Annotated in this window: 20 protein-coding genes; 2 read left to right on the forward strand and 18 right to left on the reverse strand. The window is 43.8% G+C overall.

What is annotated here, in order from left to right; all coding sequences use genetic code 11:
• Positions 1-56 precede the first annotated feature (56 nt).
• From AC58QD_RS01020 to AC58QD_RS01050, 7 genes are all read right to left on the reverse strand, one after another.
• Positions 57-1,022 (reverse strand): C-terminal binding protein, encoded by a 966-nt coding sequence (locus tag AC58QD_RS01020; protein WP_497329087.1) that lies wholly within the window; start codon positions 1,020-1,022, stop codon positions 57-59.
• Positions 1,012-1,416: a RidA family protein gene (locus AC58QD_RS01025; protein ID WP_497329089.1), complete on the reverse strand. Its 405-nt coding sequence runs from the start codon at positions 1,414-1,416 to the stop codon at positions 1,012-1,014. The genes AC58QD_RS01020 and AC58QD_RS01025 overlap by 11 nt, the downstream gene beginning before the upstream one ends.
• A gap of 14 nt (positions 1,417-1,430) precedes the next feature.
• Positions 1,431-2,204 carry an SDR family NAD(P)-dependent oxidoreductase gene (locus tag AC58QD_RS01030; protein ID WP_497329091.1) on the reverse strand — a complete coding sequence of 258 codons (774 nt, stop codon included), beginning with the start codon at positions 2,202-2,204 and terminating at the stop codon, positions 1,431-1,433.
• 13 nt (positions 2,205-2,217) lie between these two features.
• Positions 2,218-3,315, reverse strand: coding sequence for a mandelate racemase/muconate lactonizing enzyme family protein (locus tag AC58QD_RS01035; RefSeq protein WP_497329093.1), 1,098 nt, complete (start codon positions 3,313-3,315; stop codon positions 2,218-2,220).
• 6 nt (positions 3,316-3,321) lie between these two features.
• Entirely contained in the window at positions 3,322-4,074 is a 753-nt protein-coding gene (locus AC58QD_RS01040; protein ID WP_497329095.1) for an acetoacetate decarboxylase family protein, read from the reverse strand.
• A complete protein-coding gene (locus AC58QD_RS01045; RefSeq protein ID WP_497329097.1) occupies positions 4,071-4,844 on the reverse strand; it encodes an SDR family oxidoreductase in 774 nt (257 codons plus the stop codon). The genes AC58QD_RS01040 and AC58QD_RS01045 overlap by 4 nt, the downstream gene beginning before the upstream one ends.
• A 72-nt stretch (positions 4,845-4,916) precedes the next feature.
• Positions 4,917-6,305 (reverse strand): hypothetical protein, encoded by a 1,389-nt coding sequence (locus AC58QD_RS01050; protein ID WP_497329099.1) that lies wholly within the window; start codon positions 6,303-6,305, stop codon positions 4,917-4,919.
• A gap of 326 nt (positions 6,306-6,631) precedes the next feature.
• Here AC58QD_RS01050 and AC58QD_RS01055 point away from each other — a divergent pair, with 326 nt between their 5' ends.
• On the forward strand, positions 6,632-7,429 hold the full coding sequence (locus tag AC58QD_RS01055; RefSeq protein WP_497329101.1) for an IclR family transcriptional regulator: 798 nt from the start codon (positions 6,632-6,634) through the stop codon (positions 7,427-7,429).
• 34 nt (positions 7,430-7,463) lie between these two features.
• On the opposite strand, the gene AC58QD_RS01060 is transcribed toward AC58QD_RS01055, so the two are convergent.
• From AC58QD_RS01060 to AC58QD_RS01075, 4 genes are all read right to left on the reverse strand, one after another.
• Positions 7,464-8,444 carry a YpdA family putative bacillithiol disulfide reductase gene (locus AC58QD_RS01060; protein ID WP_497329103.1) on the reverse strand — a complete coding sequence of 327 codons (981 nt, stop codon included), beginning with the start codon at positions 8,442-8,444 and terminating at the stop codon, positions 7,464-7,466.
• 34 nt (positions 8,445-8,478) lie between these two features.
• Complete coding sequence (locus AC58QD_RS01065; RefSeq protein WP_497330036.1) at positions 8,479-8,985, reverse strand: GNAT family N-acetyltransferase; 507 nt, start codon at positions 8,983-8,985, stop codon at positions 8,479-8,481.
• A gap of 162 nt (positions 8,986-9,147) precedes the next feature.
• Positions 9,148-9,381, reverse strand: coding sequence for a hypothetical protein (locus tag AC58QD_RS01070; RefSeq protein ID WP_497329105.1), 234 nt, complete (start codon positions 9,379-9,381; stop codon positions 9,148-9,150).
• Between the two features lie 78 nt (positions 9,382-9,459).
• Entirely contained in the window at positions 9,460-10,572 is a 1,113-nt protein-coding gene (locus AC58QD_RS01075) for a GIY-YIG nuclease family protein (protein ID WP_497329106.1), read from the reverse strand.
• A 221-nt stretch (positions 10,573-10,793) separates the two neighbouring features.
• Here AC58QD_RS01075 and AC58QD_RS01080 point away from each other — a divergent pair, with 221 nt between their 5' ends.
• Positions 10,794-11,201, forward strand: coding sequence for a peptidase inhibitor family I36 protein (locus tag AC58QD_RS01080; RefSeq protein WP_497329108.1), 408 nt, complete (start codon positions 10,794-10,796; stop codon positions 11,199-11,201).
• A gap of 94 nt (positions 11,202-11,295) precedes the next feature.
• Here the strand turns inward: AC58QD_RS01080 and AC58QD_RS01085 are convergent, their stop codons facing one another.
• From AC58QD_RS01085 to AC58QD_RS01115, 7 genes are all read right to left on the reverse strand, one after another.
• Positions 11,296-12,201, reverse strand: a complete 906-nt coding sequence (locus AC58QD_RS01085) for an ATP-dependent DNA ligase (protein ID WP_497329110.1) — start codon at positions 12,199-12,201, stop codon at positions 11,296-11,298.
• Positions 12,202-12,304: 103 nt separating this feature from the next.
• Complete coding sequence (locus tag AC58QD_RS01090) at positions 12,305-12,958, reverse strand: C-terminal helicase domain-containing protein (protein ID WP_497329112.1); 654 nt, start codon at positions 12,956-12,958, stop codon at positions 12,305-12,307.
• A 258-nt stretch (positions 12,959-13,216) separates the two neighbouring features.
• On the reverse strand, positions 13,217-14,389 hold the full coding sequence (locus AC58QD_RS01095) for an MFS transporter (protein ID WP_497329114.1): 1,173 nt from the start codon (positions 14,387-14,389) through the stop codon (positions 13,217-13,219).
• A 516-nt stretch (positions 14,390-14,905) separates the two neighbouring features.
• The gene (locus AC58QD_RS01100) at positions 14,906-15,364 is read right to left on the reverse strand and encodes a DUF4362 domain-containing protein (RefSeq protein WP_497329116.1); all 459 of its coding nucleotides are present in this window, start codon (positions 15,362-15,364) and stop codon (positions 14,906-14,908) included.
• Positions 15,365-15,385: 21 nt separating this feature from the next.
• The gene (locus tag AC58QD_RS01105) at positions 15,386-15,880 is read right to left on the reverse strand and encodes a hypothetical protein (RefSeq protein WP_497329118.1); all 495 of its coding nucleotides are present in this window, start codon (positions 15,878-15,880) and stop codon (positions 15,386-15,388) included.
• 50 nt (positions 15,881-15,930) lie between these two features.
• Positions 15,931-16,428, reverse strand: coding sequence for a hypothetical protein (locus AC58QD_RS01110; RefSeq protein ID WP_497329120.1), 498 nt, complete (start codon positions 16,426-16,428; stop codon positions 15,931-15,933).
• A gap of 197 nt (positions 16,429-16,625) precedes the next feature.
• A complete protein-coding gene (locus AC58QD_RS01115) occupies positions 16,626-16,868 on the reverse strand; it encodes a hypothetical protein (RefSeq protein ID WP_497329122.1) in 243 nt (80 codons plus the stop codon).
• Between the last annotated feature and the right edge of the window lie 74 nt (positions 16,869-16,942).

Here is a 16,942-nt window from a genome sequence, read left to right on the forward strand (position 1 = left end):
CCTGCAATAAGACCCTCTCACCTCCTTTAATTCGAATGATCCGTATGCCCTCTGCTTTACAAAAACTCACGATTTGCTATATGTTTAGGGGGCTCACCGTGTAACACGCGAGCGATTTCTTGGGCAGCAAATTCCTTTAGCCGGAGTAAGCTATCTTCGGTATACCAGGCGCAATGACTGGTTAACACAACAGATGGAAGATTCAAGATCTTGGATCCCGCAGCAATCGGCTCTTCCTCTAATACATCCAATGCCGCGCCCGATAAATAACCATTCTCCAAATACGGAATCAGTTGTTCGGTATGGATCAATCCTCCTCTCGCTGTATTGATCAAGTAGGCACCTTGTTTCATCTGCTGAAACGTCTCTGCATGGAATAAATGATAGGTTTCTGTGGTAAGCGGTAAATGCAAGGAAATCAGATCGCTCTGATTTAACAACGAGTTCCAATCCGTTCGGTGCACATGACAAGCCGTAAAATGTTCCTCAGGCACATAAGGATCATAGGCGATTACCTTTAATCCAAAAGCTTGTGCGCGCATGGCTACTTTTCTTGCGATGTTGCCGAATCCTGCTAAGCCAAGAACCCTGCCTCTCAGGCTATACATGGGTCGGCAAGGGTTAGTTTCCCATATGCCGCTTCGAATCCGGTTCATAATTTGGGGAATCTTTCTTACACTCGACAGGAGCAGAGACAGGGTATGATCAGCTACTTCATCCAGGGCATAATCTGGAACATTAATGACGGGAATCCCTCTTGCTCCAGCAGCTTTGAGATCTACATTATCGACACCAATGCCGTATCGTACAATCGCTTTGCATTGTTCAAGAGTTCGGATCACGTCTGCATTAATAGGCGCCCACTGCGTTAATATCACATCTGCCTCTCGGGCTGCACGAATAACCTCTTCCGGCGTTTTACATTGGTATTCCAGGATTTCCACAGGCAAGTCAGCGAGAACTTCCCTCTCCATTCTAAGATCCGGAAATCCGTGGTCGGTTACGACAATCTTATAACTCACCCTGCTCCCTCCTTAATCGCGCTATGCAGTCCATTTCCACCTGGAATCCTATCAATTGAATCCCAACTGTCACTCTTGCAGGATATGGAGGGTCGAAAAATTCAATAAATACATCATTCATTTCATGAAATTTCGTTAGATCGGTTAGATAACAATTCATCTTGACTATATCGTTCATCGTGCAACCAACCTCGGCCAGTATCGCTTGGATATAACCTAGGACGGCTCGGGATTGCTCGGCTACCGACTCACCTTCAACTGCTTTGGTTTGCGGATGAATCGGTACTTGCCCGGCGACAAACACCAGATTATCTGTCACAATGGCCTGTGAATAATAAGCCCCTGAATGCAGTGCGCTTGCTGTTCTAACTTCCTGCTTACAATTGGGATCCAATTCTTAAGCCCCCTTTATTTGCTTATCGAGTATCCGCCATCCACAAACATGACTTGACCCGTAATATAAGCTGAGCTGTCCGAGGCCAGGAATAACGCCATTTCCGCGATTTGAGAAGGCTCGGTCAGATTTTTCATCGGTATTTTGGACACAATTTCGGGAAGATTGATATGACCCTGCTCCAATGCGTGAGAGACAAGCTCAGTGCGTACATAACCGGGGGCTATTGCATTCACTCGTACCCCGTGTTCTGCCCACTCTGATGCCAACACTCGGGTCATGGAGGAGACACCGGCTTTGGCCACCCCATATGCGAGCCTTCGCGGCAGCCCGAATTTCTCCGCCACCGATGACAGATTAATGATACATCCGTTCCCTTGCTGAACCATAACCTTGCCTGCTTCTCTTGCACAATAAAAGACTCCGTCCAAATTAATGCCCATGACTTGACGCCACTCTTCATCTGTAAGCTCCACAGAGGCACGATTTAACTGAATGCCGGCATTATTGATCAGAATATCGACGCGCGACCATTTCTCCACGGCCTTACGGATCCAGCCGCTAATTTGATCAGACCGGCTTACATCCACTTGAGAATAGTGAATTTCATCACCTATCGCTTTTCCCGTAATGTCGCTAATCCTTGTTGCAGCTTGCTCCAGTGCATCGAGCCGTATATCAGAAAGCGATACATTCGCGCCTGCCTGAGCCAACCTCAAGGCTATCGAATATCCAATTCCCTGAGCCGCCCCGGTAACAAGAGCTGTTTTACCTTGCAGAGTATACATGTGAGCCCCCCCTTTACTGTATGGCTTGAGTTAAGCGTTCCCAATTCCAATCCAATCCGAGACCCGGTTCCTCAGGTGCATAGGCACGACCATTTTGTTGTTGAATCGGATTATGGATCAGTTGGTGAAAGTTCATAACACCGCTCTCTGGTGTAATTAATTCCACCCCCATGCAATTCGGGAACGCAGCTGCAAGATGGATGTGAATCTCGGGAAACCAGTGAGGGAAAATTGGAATCTGAAATGCTTGGGCCAAATGTGCTACTTTAATCCACTCGGAAATCCCCCCGACCAATGTGGCGTCGTGTCTGATTATATCCAAGCAACCTTGGGTGATCAGTTCTTTGAACGACCATCGGCCGCTTTCGTCTTCACCAACTGCAATTGGAATGTGTGTCCTTGTGCGAAGCTCACGCATAGCGGGAATATTGTCAATAAGAAACGGCTCTTCGATAAAATGAAGCCGGAAAGGTTCTGCCTGCTGGGCGAATAATGCGGCGTATTTAGCTGAAGCTAACGATCCGTTAAAATCAATCATCAGGTCCATTTCATCGCCAATCACAGATCGAACAGCCTCGATCCGTTCCAGATCCGCCTTCATCGGAAGACCCCCGACGTTCATCTTGGCTCCTAGAAATTGTTGCTTCTGGTAGTTTAGAAACTCACTCTTTAGCTCATCCATCGTCTGATCTTTTCTATAGTAGCCTCCGGCTGCGTAAGCTTTTACCTCATTCCCATAACCGCCTATCATCTTCCATACTGGAAGTTTCGCTGCTTTTCCTTTCAGATCCCACAATGCGATATCAACGGCGCTTATGGCTCGCATCATCATTCCTTTTCGCCCCAGGTAACGTGTCTTCATATACATCTCATCCCACAGCTTCTCTGTGAGATAAGCATCCTGCCCAAGCAGGATAGGTCTCAAATTGTGGATGATGCAATCCCGGATTAGACCGTCTCTAGCGAATCCGTAGCCATGACCCTTCAACCCGCTATTCGTTTCAATTTCTACAAAAACATAGTCTCTCTGGTTAATCATCAGATTGCTCGTATAGATAGGTTTCTCTAATGGGAGATTGAGTGTATAGGATCGGACCTCCTTGATCTTCACGATACATCAACTCTCCTTCTCTAAAAGGTAGTCATGAATGATTGCGCCGAATGGAAGTGTCAGATCCACAGTCCAATAGAAGCCTTCCAACATCTCACAAACAGGTAACTGATAGAGCGGGAATTGTGCATTGGGATGAATTTCTATCGTGCCTGCTCCCTTCCAACACTCATAGACATGCACGTCTTGGAATTTCCGAGCCGTTAATTGTCGAATAGCAGGTATACCTGTTATATGCGGGATGCATTTATAATTAATGTTGGTAGTAAACGGAAAATAATCTGTAATCTCCTTAACCTCTGCCTTGGTTTGTTTATAGGGCAAAGTACCGATTGCAATGTCAATCCCATTTCGATTTGCCCGACCGACAATTAGATCGCCATTCATTTCAACCGATGGGATTCCCATCTTTTTCGGCTGCCCGTAGATTTCTCTTCCAGTCGCAAGGCCGCCCTCCGTAGTTACCATAAGAAACGGAGAGTAAGCTCCGCGAATATCGCTATTCGGCAAGACCGCATCGACTTGAACAGCGAATTCATAATGAGGACCAAAAAAGTCCGGATCTTTCATATGGTAAAAATGCGCCATGACTATATCACTGCCTGGAATAAGGGGCTTAGGTATTAGGCGTTCTACAGCAGGAAGTCGAGTTCTATAAACGATAGTTAAAATAGCAGTATTCCGAAACTGGATGGGGAATTGAGGAACTAACGGCGCTCCGTAAGGCGTCGAGAACAAATGAGGATCATTTGGATTCATCGGCTCATCCAGCCTCCATCCACAATAAGAGCTTGACCGTGCACATAGTTGGAGGCGGATGAGGCAAGAAATAGACATGCACCATCGATTTCATTTCTAAGGCCCCATCTTTGTGCAGGAATTCGTGCAAATAGTTGTTTGGAACGTATTGGATCATGGAACAAGTCTATATTCTGATCGGTATCCATATATCCTGGTGCAATTGCGTTCACGTTGATGCCTTGACTAGCCCATTCGTTAGCCAAAGCCTTTGTTAATCCAAGCACTCCATGACGGCTAGCGGCATAGGCCGGAACGGTATACCCTCCTTGAAAAGAAAGGACCGAAGCAATATTGATGATTTTGCCTGAATTACGCTGCAGCATAAGCTTGCCAGCTGCTTGCGAGAGCTCGAATACCGATCTTAAGTTAAGGTCGACAACTGAATCCCACTCTTCCATAGTCCAATCCGTAGAAGGTTTACGGAGGAAGGTGCCGGCGTTGTTAATCAGAATATCAAGCTTTCCCCACCGATTCATTGTCGAGTCCATAATCGTATGGATCCCTTGGGAGGAAGTCAGCTCACAGATCACCTCTAAATGATCGATTTCGTATTGCTGCAGCAGTTGTCTGGTCTGATCCATATTAGGCTGGCGTCCTACTATGCAGACACTGGCCCCTGCCCTTCCAAGTGCTATAGCCATTGATTGTCCAAGCCCTCTGCTTGCTCCTGTAACAATAGCAACCTGTCCTTGCAGGCTGAATATCTCGCTCAAATAATCTCGCTCCAAGTTCATTTCCTCCTATAGAGTGATGCCCCAAAAGCCAAAGGCACTGTTCCTCTATGAACAAGTGCCAATTAATCAAATCCCTTTCTTGAGGGTATTCAAGATGTTCACTACTTCCTGGATCAAATATTCGGCAGATTCCGGCGCGAAAGGATAGTTCTCTACCTCATACCCACCAAATGGATAATCAGCTTCGTTCGGCAAATATCCGTCCCAACCGTTCGTGTAGCCTGTAAAAAAAGTAAAGGAAAATGGAGAAAGCTCGCGAATCTTCATGCCGATTTCAACAAAGGGCTCCAAGGGCACGCCGATCAGTACGACATCACCCAGGCGAATAAACTGAGCCTCTATTGCTCTTTCCGTCTTCCCGAAGTTCTTCTTCGTCACATCTAGTGCGATATTCGCCCGTTTGGCTTTATAGGTTAATTCGTGGATCTGTTCATTTGGAGCTTTTCCCTGTATCAATCGGGAGAGCTCCCTTTCATACTGCTCATACGTTGTCTGCGCTTCCTCCAATGTCATCTTCAATTGGATGGGAAGTCGAATAGCAGCAGTATGGATTTCTATGTCTAAATTCTGGTCCTTCTTCCTGGAATCCCATAGTGCCAGTGAAGCACCGGATTCCACAACCTCCTCGAACTTATGCTCGAACAAGGCCGCTTCAATCGAAGTTGACACCTTTACAGCCTCTGCTCCTAGTGTTGTCCCCATTCGCCTCATCGCTGCAACATTATTCTTGAATCCTTCGGGTCCCGGTCCAATGTTCCCGGAGCATGCCAGCATGAAGAGGCACGTTCCCCCAATATTGCGCTCCACGAATTGTTTCATCACACCTGGATATTCAGGACTGTGCAATTGATTCGAGAACCCTAATGTGGTCGGATGGCAGGAATACATAACAATATTGGCCACTAACACACCTGTCTCATCTTCAAAACGAATGACACCGACCGTAGGATCCGTAATACCATCGGGGTTATACCCAACCACCATTCTGCCGCTTTCTAACCATTGTCTTCGATTCTTGCCAATATCACAGACCCCTGTACCCGCTCCAATTCTAACCTGCTTCATCTCTTGTCGAGCTTCAATTGCGGCAGCAACGGTCTGTTTCTCTATGTACTTGACATAATGGGAGACGGCTTCTTTCCCTTCTTCATAATAATTGCTCCAAATAACTGGACCGGCATGAGTGTGAGTAATGGAGAGACGAATCGAGGATACGGGAATTCCTGTGGCATCTGAAACAGCTCTACGAATGACCCCCGTTTGCTCCATAGAAGTCAAGGGAGTGTCGATATCGATAATCAGACAATCCTTTTGTCCATCGGATATGCTCAGCACGGTCGTGAAGAAATCAGCCTCAACACCTTTGGCAAAAACATGAATCTGGGCTCCCCAGCCTGCATGAGGAACTGACAAATAAGGATTAATATTTCTCTTGGAAGCACCCGCTTGTAACATCTGGCTTCTCCTCCTTGATTAGGGTTAACGGTTCTCATCGCGCATACTTATTCCAACCGTCCGAGCTTATACGTCTTCCCTTTTGTTAAACTCTGTTTAAACTCTTAATAATTTATAATAAGGCCCTGTCCAAATATGCTTTATTTTTAAAAAACATACCGATTTTTGTTTTGTAGTATAAATGGGAGACCTGGCTTAATATAATAACTCCAAACTGATTTAAAACAGTGTTTATGAACACAACGACTCGATTATGGCTACCCTACACAAGAGATGCGGCTTCGAAGGAATGGTTAGGAGAATTCTAATAAAGAGGAAGTGGAATAGTGACTCAAACCAAGGACAAATCGAATAAATATAATGTGCCCGCTCTCGAAAAGGCCCTCTCCATCATTGAAACTTTATCTATTGAGAATGAACCGATTGGAGTGAGTGAGCTTTGTAAACGGGTGGATATTCCTAAAACTAGTGTGTTCTTTATTCTGAATACCTTAGATCAGCACGAATACATCACCAAAACAAGTGATGGAAAATATAGATTAGGCAATAAGTTCATCAATATCGGTCTAAATGTCTTGAATAAATTGGATCTTCGGAAAGTGGCAAAGCCGTATATGGAGGACCTTCTCAAGGAAACAGGCTTTACTGTTCATCTCGCCGTATTGGACAAGTACGAGGCTATGTATGTAGAGAAAGTAGAAAATCAGTCTTTCGTGAAATTTTCCACTTATATCGGTCAGCGGCTGCCGCTTCATGCTTCTGGAGTCGGGAAAGCATTAGCCAGTCAATTTTCCGAAGCCCAGCTTGATGAATGGATAAAAATTGTCGGACTGCCTGTTAAAACCGAAAACACGATAACGTCGCCACAGGAGTTTAAACTAGGGATGGAGGCATCGAGGAGTTTAGGTTACGCTGTTGAGGATGAAGAAGGAGAGTATGGGATTCGCTGCATCGGTTCTCCTATATTTAGCCATGATGGAAAGTTAGTCGCCGCAATTAGTATCACTTCCTTGAGAGCGGATCTGTCTATACAATCCATTCCAATGGTAGCGGAGAAAGTAAAAATGGCCGCATTAAAAATATCTCAGCAGCTGGGTTATACAGAAAAAAGCTGCCAGATATGAATCGGCAGCCCTCAATAAACAATTACTAGATTCCTTAGTACTCTCGCTTCTTCTCTGCGATATGCTCAGCAATCCACTTTCCGTGCTTCCGTCCTGTCTCGATGAATATCTCGTTGGCGTTCGCCCCAGAAGCGATAACACCAGCAATGTACAGCCCCTCTACATCCGTCTCCATAGTTGCTGGATCATGGACAGGAATCCCGTAGTCTCCCTGAAGCTGCACGCCGATCGCTTGCAAGAACGACCGATCTGGCCGGAACCCAGTCAACGCCAACACAAAGTCATTATCAAGCACCTGTTCCTCACCCTCAGCCCTTATGGTGATCGAATGCGTATCGATTCGGATGACGCTTGATCGGAATAACATTCGGATGCGGCCCTTGTTCACCATACTTTCAAATATCGGCTGTACCCAAGGTTTGACGTTGGATGAGTACGTATCCTGACGGTAGATGACGGTGACCTCTGCACCGACGCGTTGCAGCTCCATAGCAGCGTCTACTGCAGAATTATTGCCTCCAATAATCGCCACCTTCATACCTGAGTATGGGTGAGCTTCACGGTAATAATGACTCACCTTGGACAGGTCCTCTCCTGGGATTCCAATCATATTCGGATGATCGAAGTAACCTGTGGCCATTATGACATAGCGCGCCTCGTATTCATAAGTCCGGCCGAACCTATCGGACGTGTGCAGCAGGAATGTCCCATTCGCCTTAGAGATCGTTGTCACGGCCTCGTAGGATTGGATCCGAAGATCGAAATGCTGCGCCACTTTGCGGTAATAAGTAAGCGCCTCCTGGCGCATTGGTTTCTCATTCGGTGTCGCAAACGGAATGCCGCCTATTTCTAGCAGCTCGGGTGTACTGAAAAATTGCAGGTTCACCGGGTACTGATAGATCGAATGTACAACACAATTTTTCTCAAGCAGCAGCGGTCGTATCCCGATTTTCTCCAGTTCGACCGCCGCTGATAATCCACAGGGACCGGCGCCCACTATGATGACTTCTTCCACTGGATTGACCTCCCTTTACGTTTGCTTTTTTACTTTATTGATCACAACCATCGATTTTATAATAAAAAATTGTTGCATGCAGCTCGCCATCTGCTGATTTCGCATAAGCAGGTATACGTCCAGCTAGAACAAAACCTCTTGAGATATAGAGTGAATTAGAAGGATCCCCTTCTCTGGTATCTAGAACTAACAGGGACCTTCCCTCCTGCTGTGCTCTTTGCTCCGCCTCATTCATGAGCGAAGTGGCGATCCCTTTTCGCCGGAAATCAGGATGTGTCATTAATTTGGCAATTTCCGCTCTATGTGCACCGTTCTGCTTCCCGCACAGATGTAACTGGATACTTCCGACAATCTGGTTGTTGACTTTTGCAATATATAGAACCACTTCAGGATTAATTACATTGTCCCAATAGACTCCTGCTTCTGTAAGGTCCAATGGAGGTAAGAACCCAATCGATGCACCATCCTCTACTACATTTATCAAAAGTTCAGAGAGCTGATCCCTATGTTCATCGACCGATACTAATTGTTCGATTTTCACTACACTGCTCACATAATCGCCTCCCCTAAGAATGCTATTCTACATTTATATCATGAACAAACGATAAGACACAACAAACTGCGGATCGAGAGAAAATCAAATAAAGGGCGCGGGTTACGCGACCTTTTGTGTTGAGCTTGCTTAATAGCAGCTCCTGTATTTTTACTCCGATGATGTTGAAATCTTGATTAGTTCTTTTTTCCAAAAATCTATTACGGTATAATCTCTTAACTCCATAGATGGCCATGAATTCTTGAACTTGAACCCATATTCCTCCATGCTATTGATGATAGCATCGACTTCAGAAGATTTCACTCTCAGTTCCATCGATAAGGCATTTTGCATAATATTCGTTAAAACATCGAGTTGTTTGTCTGCATTCTCAGGAAGAGACATTGCCCCATCCTCCCTTCATTTGGATCATTTTCCTTCTCATATGCCATAATTATTTACCATCCGCCTATAAAGTAAACCTTATCCTTCCAGGTCAGAATGGATAACACTCCGTATTGTACGATATTCATAGTTGTTTTTGCAAAGCTGCAACAAATCATACTTTAACCCTCTCTTGGGTTGTGTAATCAGAAGCGGTTTAGCCCCTTTTACTCTTAGGAGAGCTGTCACCTTCTTCAAGTTGGCAATCTTGTTCACAATTAGCTCATCCGGTCTTTCTCCAACATAGTGCTTCACTATGAAATGATCACATGCCATCTCCGCATATGCACGCTCCAGCTCGAACATCTGAAAATCCCTCAGCATCCCCTCCTGTACCTTAGCGAGCATCACCCGTCCATCCTCGCCAAAATACAACACATCCTGATTAAGATTTCCTTCCCTGTCAACAATCTGCTTATCAGGAACCTTTTCCAAATTACGGATATGTTGAAGCATATTCGCCGCTCTCTCGAATTCAAGCTGCTCCGAGTAGACCTGCATCTTGGTATACATAGCTTCAATAAGCTTCTCACCGCGATTCGTAAGCAGCGCTGCTGCTTGCTTCACACGTTCTATGTACTCCTCCTCCGAAATCATCCCTTCACAAATACCGCAGCACTTCTTAATGTGATACAACAGACACACCCGCTTGGGCATAGTGCTGCACGTACGTAATCCGAAATGATCAGTCACGAATTCCAGTAAAGCGTCGCGGAAATACCTGCTACTGAAAGGCCCTAAACGATGTCCGTTCGATAAATCCTCTTGCTGCTGGGTCATGGATGAGGTCTCTGTACGATTACGGTAGTAAACGTAGAGACGCGGAAACCGCTCCTCCGTCAGCTGTAAGTAAGCATACCCGCTATTTTCTTTCTTTAATGCCCGGTTATAGGCCGGTTTGTGGATTTTAATCAGATTGTTCTCTAGCAGTAAGCTCTCCGCTTCATTATTGACTAGAATCACTTCAATCGTAGCAATCTGACTAACCAGGAGCCTGATCTTTTTGCGAGAGTGTTCTTGTTGGAAATAGGATCGCAGACGACTGCGCAAATTTTTGGATTTCCCGATATACAGAATCTCTCCAACGGTATCCTTCATCAGATAACAGCCGGGACTCTCCGGATACTCATTGGCCTGGAACAAGAAAGACATGGAAGACGCTCCTCCTGTCTGATGGATTAAGGGAACAATCGAATATACGTTCCAATTATTGATATTACAATCGGGTTCAGAAATAATCAACCCTATCGCAACTATGAATATAGCAGTCTATTAACATACGCCTTTTTCTATTAATAATTAGTAATGTAGGGAATGTGTACAACCAAGCAGAGCACCAGTCTCATATATTACTCTCACAAGGAGGTGATCATATGAGACGTCGTGTAATGAGCTCTGCCAAACGAAAAGTGATTACTAAGCAGCTCCTCCCTCGATTGACGATCTGGAGTGATGCTAATTTCTCGGGAAGACGTTTGGTTTTTCGCGGAAATTTGGGTGTGCGCAATCTAGTGGAATTTAACTTTAATGATGTTCTGTCCAGCTTCTCCTTTGTTGGAAATGCTAACATTACTTTGGTGTTATTCTCAGATGCTAACTACCAAGGTAATCGGCGTGTGTTCCGGGGACCTTTTGACGTTTCCTTCTTAAGCGGTTTTAATGATGTGACCTCATCCTTTGTCATGTCCCGCCGTAGGTTGACTACCCAGCAAATCAATCGAATCCAGAATCGAGGCTCTGCTCCGAACAACTTCGCTGAAATATTCAGAAGACGCAGATAACAGATTACTATTCTCGTGAGAAATAAAAAACGCAAACCAGTCCGTACAGGCTGGTTTGCGTTTTTATGTCTGGATAAAAGGGTCGATATTCACCCTAACTTCTCCATATACACTCTTCCGGTTTCTTATCGAATAAGAATCCTCTGAACAAGGTCGTTCTTAGATGATGGGTATCCGTTCGTTCCAAATATTCAATCCGGCAGCATAGGCGAGGTTCAATCCACTGTGTTTTCTCATCCTTATGCGTACACAGTTGATCTGCCATCTCCAGAAACAAATGTTTATCTGCAAGCTTGAATCCAAACTCCACAACACCTACAGGCTTATTCTTCACCGTTCTGAAATTCAATCCGATCACTAATCCGAATGGACTCGTTCTATAACCCAAGATCATCACATCTATTGTTTTGAAATGTTTGATCTTCAGCCAATCGGGGCTTTTGGTGTCGATATAGTATCTCGAAAGTTTGCGCTTGGCTACAATGCCTTCCATATCTCGTTCTTTGGTAAGCTCGAATAATGCCTTCCCTTGTCCATCGAGATACAGAGTAGGCGTAATACAGGACGTTCCTTCAATACAATCACTGATTCGTTGTTTCCTTTGTACCAAAGGTTCATTGAGATGCTCCCGATCTGTATATAGAACATCGAACACAACAAAAGTTGCTGGATGGGTTAGTCTGGCAGATTGGATCTTCGCAAAGGTGCTTATACGGCCGCGATATGAGAAATCATCAAAAACTGGCCTGCCTCCTCGTAATACAATCCCTTCACAATCAAAAATACCAGTATGAACTTTAATAGCCGATTTCGCTTCTTGCAACTCTGGAAACTTGGCCGTTACGTTATTTCCATTTCGCGTATAGGCTTCAATTCGATCGCCTTGTTTGTGCAGAAGTATACGCCATCCATCCCATTTCGGTTCAAATAAATACTCATCATGATCGAATGGCTCTTGTCCGATACTTACAATCATTGGCTTAATGGGTGTAAAAAGCATCTCCGATCCCCCTTCTCACCATTGTGGCATTATCTCCTTAATAGTAAACAGGGGATTTCAGAAAAGTTGTTCAGCTGCAAGTCGGTCATAAACTCATTGAATCTTAATTAACGTTCAAGCTCGTTCTTTCTATCGCTTCTCTTTCATTTAGGCATTCGCGATAGTCGAACTCGTCGATTCTATCCTTCGTTACCAGATAATACACGGTTGCGTTGCTATGGTATGAAGTTTGTTTCATAATTCGGTGGTGGCGCTGAAGAATCTCAGAGTATCTGCCTGGATAATCATAATGGACCATATGGTTAGCTGCTGTGAGATCCAGTCCCGTATTGATCGCGTCAGTAACAATCAGAACGGTGGAACCCGAGCTTTTGTTGAACCGATCGAGCTTTTGATTAATCTGATGGATAGAAAGCTCAGTTGTAAGCAGCAGGACCCCTCTTATTTCCTCGTCAACAGCAAGTTCTTTATATATTTCAGCCGCGACGGCGTTTGATTTGGAAAGAACAAGCAGTTTCTCCCTTGCATCATCAACCTCCTTGATGATCGTCTTCAAGACTTGCAGCTTTAGCGGGTTCTTGTTGCACAAGATCGCCATGTTATCTTTTATGGCCATAATTTGTTTTTTCTCTTGAATGGAGGAAGCTCTGCTGTTTCGCTCGGAGGCAGCAAAATAATCGTTCAAGAGCTCAATATATTTCGATTCCGTTGGAGGCTCTAAGGATACGGTGATTCGCTTTTCGGTGACCTTCATCATTTGCATTCTTCCTTCCTAGTGCTGTGATGTACTCGAATGATTGACTACAGTTCTTTAAAGGATTCGCAACTATTGCCGCGGTAGGGACCGTCGACAACAAGATACCACTATTTTGTAGATTGCAGTTTGGATAAAAAGAGACCCACAGCAACGGGCCGCGGGTCTAAAGGTTTATATTATAAAAAGGGGGTCGAGTTCTATTATAATCTTGTTTCATTAAGGACAGATGAATATAACATTTCAATACTATTACAAATTCTAATCCACTTTTGTTCTCGAAACGATTGCAAAATATACAAAGAACATGCTGCAAATGATGGAAAGGAACCCATATCCTCCGAATATATCCCATCTGGATGAGAAATAGCCAAAGCCTAACCCTGATATCATAAGTACCGCATTTAGCCCTAGAGATTGAAACGAATCAATGGTAGCTCTCATGGATGAATCCATTCTGTGATGCAAATATCCAGTTGTAATCGGTTCTATAACACCTGAAAACAAACAAATCAGGGACATCGCAATCAAGCCCGTATAGTCTTGTACCACCGATATATATAGAAATCCAGCAGCAAGTACAGCGGTCACCCCAGACAACAAAGTCCTATAACTAAACCAGCTCTTCAAAATATGCGCAAAAATATTTCCAGGAAGTTTTAAGAGCATGAAGCCTGCTGAGAATAACCCAAAGTACACGACAGAAATCCCAAGTCTATCCAGATAAAGCTGCCAAAATTCGTCGATGAAATTCAGAGCTGCGCCAGTAACCATTCCCGACAGCACTACAAGGCATACTCCAAGATTTGTCCTGAAAAAGAGCACTGAGGCTTTTATATAATGTTTGATTCCAATTGATGCATCGGAGTGCCTGATTACTGCAGGGTCCACCAGCATTAGGGTTACACCCAAAGATACTAGCGTTCCTGCCAAGGATATCCAATAATTCAACTCAAACCCAAACTGGTTAGCCAGAAAACTCCCGCTCAAGGCTGCAATTATGATGGATGTGTAATCACATACATTCATACGCCCGAGAACTTTCTCGAATGACTGTTCTTTCCCAGCCATCTGTAACGAATCATAAAGCAAGGCATTTTCAGAGCCACTCGATGCGGTTCGGGAGATCCCCGCAAGAATAACAACTAAAGCAAAATGCCAGAATTCCGTAGCAAACAACAAGATTAGAAATTCCGAACACCCCAGAATTGCGCTTATCACGATCATGTTCTTCCGGCTCCACTTATCGGCGAGTATGCCAGTGGGAACTTCAAGTAAAATAATAGTGATGGCATATATTATCTCCGTGTATACTACCATCTGTATGGTCATGCCTCTTTGTTCCCAGAACAGTCTCTCGATTACATAGGCAGGTATCAGGCTGCTAAAGAAACGATTTACATACAATATCCATATGTTCGTCTTATAGTTCATCGATATGCTCCTCTCCATCTAAGATTGCAAGGAATAACAATCCAATCATGGAGGAGCACGTGAACCATATGATTCTAAGTCTTAGCAGGGAGGTCTTGCGTGCGTCATCTCAACATCTCCTTCGGAGTCTAATACCTAAACCTCAATTCATGTTGTTGTATACAATCATAATTTCCAAGATAATATTGGTCAACAGTCTTCTTTGTTGAACCATAAGCAAAGACCCCACGATAATTTTCGTGGAGTCTTTTTTATGTGGGAAGTGTTATTAACTTAATGGTTAAGCTATTTTCCAACCGCTAGGGTGCCTTACCTGAAAAGTATCGACGAAGCTTCGATCTTATTTTCCTTTTTAGAGAGTTCATGGTGAATCAACAACCTTTCGGGATCACAACAAATCTGTAATCCTTGCGCTGTTTGATCAAATACCACTTCCCACTTACTCTATATTACCCTTCTCCGAACATTTGAAACATATTTGGCGATGCACGGATGGACCACCTACTGCGATACTACTCATTGCTGTTCAATGAACAACAAATGGATTTCTTCATTGTCCGAGTCATGTATCCCGATTATTTGATCACAACCTGTTAGAATATATTGCTTTCCCTTAGAATGGTCCGAACGAATCTCATCTCTGCTCTCGATCTTATCACACGTAGTTTTTGACTTACCCTTTCTTTTCCCCCCATGTTTATCTCGTGAGTTATCATAAGTGTATTGAATCCTTTTGTCCTCATATTGCAAGTCACTAATTATCGGATCTCCTTCTTCTGTATAACCCGTTATCCTCAGCTTACTGACCTCATTCGTTTCTACTGCAGTCATAAATGTCATTATTTTCTCAGTATTCAGGAGTGCGTCTGAACCTATAATAATATCTCCATTCGTTTGTGCATCCTGCAAAGTATAGGCCCTGCATGAAGACAGGAACAGTATAATAATAATTCCTATTACTAATGTTCTTATCATTACGCTTACCCCCGGAGTGATCTACTTGATCTTACCCTTAAGTTTGACCTTCCACATCATGACCACAAGAAAACCCAATGCAGCTAGGATACCAATTGATAAATATAGATTCCCTCTGGGATTAACAATACCATCTAGAATCTTAATATCCTTTTGAGCTTCGGATGCCAACAAGTTTCCGCTGCATATACTCGTTGTTTCTTTACCCTTTAGGTTTTCTGAATAGATTAAGTACTTAACTCCAAGCTCAAATTCAATTCCACACATTCCAAAAAAACCGCCGAAAACATAGTTATTCGGTAACTCCCCTTTCCATGTCCGCTCTATTTCAAATACATTTCCACCTTCTTTGTCCTTCTCAACCACTGTACCTAGAAAGATCACACTTGCCATCTCGTACTTCTTCTCAACGGGTGAATCCATGCAGCTGCATGCAAAAACCTGTTCAGGCTTAATTATGCTAACGCTCGATAAGAATAATATTAAAATGAATGCCAACTTCAACTTAATTTTCATTTCTTCTCCTTTCCATGTTAACTCGTTTTTCATATATGTATGAAACAAATTTACTCTGTAATTTCAATTATTAGTTGTGTTGGAATCTTTACTTCCCTGTTTAAACCTTCAACTTTGGTAGAAAAGTCAGCTACAGATTCAATTCGATATTTGCCAGGTGGGAGCTTTAATTTATTAATGACATTAAATTCATTTCTGCGTGAAACATTTCTATACAACACTGTCGTAATGCGCGGCATCTTCATATGAATGTCACTGTAATAATCATGGTCTACGCCATACACGTTCATATGAAAAATGGAAGCGGCATGATAGATTAGTTTAAATGGCTTATACCCGTTATAGGTTATCGTGGACCAGACTTTAATGGGTTCATCCGTTCTATAAGATTGTTTGCTTGCTTCAAGTTTCGCCACGTATTTGCCTTTCTTTACTTCTGACCAGTGTGTACTTTCAGGTTTTACTCTAACAACCTCATACACTCCCCCGCTAAATGCCCAGGTGAATAGTAGGATAAGCGAGAATAGGAATAACCCATTTCTTATCATTAAGCACCTCCACTCTATGACCCTCACTCATAAAATTGGATACAGCTATTAGGTTCTATTTGAAATTCCTAGTGTTACTGAATTCTGTAATGACGACTAATAATCCTTTATTTACCATGAAAACGCACAAATACGGCTATCCGCAAAGCGAATAACCGTATTTGTGAGAGGACATGTCCTCGTAGTCGTAGCCTACATTATTTAGGAGTATCTCGGCTCGCTCGTGTCTGCCTCTCCACCCAATTATCACGATTCATCCTCTTGACGAGATCTACCCGATGACTAGTTCCTCCGTCGTTGCCTCCAGGTGCGCCAACTCCTGCATCAGATTCATTATTTGTTCTTAAACCGTCAATCGCCTTTGCTGGAGCTATGCTCTTGCTGCCTTTTGGAGGCCCGCCATTGTGTTTTCCTTTGTTCCATACTCTTCCTTTGCTCACTTCACTAGCCCCCTAGACTGGTTATTTGTATGTATCCTCTTATCCTCTTGCGCTAATGTCATGCAGCCAGCCAA

The organism is Paenibacillus sp. J2R1T-4, from assembly GCF_059692235.1.

Excerpts from the sequence above, each read along its gene's own strand:
- AC58QD_RS01030 (WP_497329091.1), bottom strand. The coding sequence starts at position 2,204 with ATGTATACTCTGCAAGGTAAAACAGCTCTTGTTACCGGGGCGGCTCAG.
- AC58QD_RS01040 (WP_497329095.1), bottom strand. The coding sequence starts at position 4,074 with ATGAATCCAAATGATCCTCATTTGTTCTCGACGCCTTACGGAGCGCCG.
- AC58QD_RS01050 (WP_497329099.1), bottom strand. The coding sequence starts at position 6,305 with ATGTTACAAGCGGGTGCTTCCAAGAGAAATATTAATCCTTATTTGTCA.
- AC58QD_RS01070 (WP_497329105.1), bottom strand. The coding sequence starts at position 9,381 with ATGTCTCTTCCTGAGAATGCAGACAAACAACTCGATGTTTTAACGAAT.
- AC58QD_RS01075 (WP_497329106.1), bottom strand. The coding sequence starts at position 10,572 with ATGTCTTTCTTGTTCCAGGCCAATGAGTATCCGGAGAGTCCCGGCTGT.
- AC58QD_RS01080 (WP_497329108.1), top strand. The coding sequence starts at position 10,794 with ATGAGACGTCGTGTAATGAGCTCTGCCAAACGAAAAGTGATTACTAAG.
- AC58QD_RS01085 (WP_497329110.1), bottom strand. The coding sequence starts at position 12,201 with ATGCTTTTTACACCCATTAAGCCAATGATTGTAAGTATCGGACAAGAG.
- AC58QD_RS01090 (WP_497329112.1), bottom strand. The coding sequence starts at position 12,958 with ATGATGAAGGTCACCGAAAAGCGAATCACCGTATCCTTAGAGCCTCCA.
- AC58QD_RS01095 (WP_497329114.1), bottom strand. The coding sequence starts at position 14,389 with ATGAACTATAAGACGAACATATGGATATTGTATGTAAATCGTTTCTTT.
- AC58QD_RS01100 (WP_497329116.1), bottom strand. The coding sequence starts at position 15,364 with ATGATAAGAACATTAGTAATAGGAATTATTATTATACTGTTCCTGTCT.
- AC58QD_RS01105 (WP_497329118.1), bottom strand. The coding sequence starts at position 15,880 with ATGAAAATTAAGTTGAAGTTGGCATTCATTTTAATATTATTCTTATCG.
- AC58QD_RS01110 (WP_497329120.1), bottom strand. The coding sequence starts at position 16,428 with ATGATAAGAAATGGGTTATTCCTATTCTCGCTTATCCTACTATTCACC.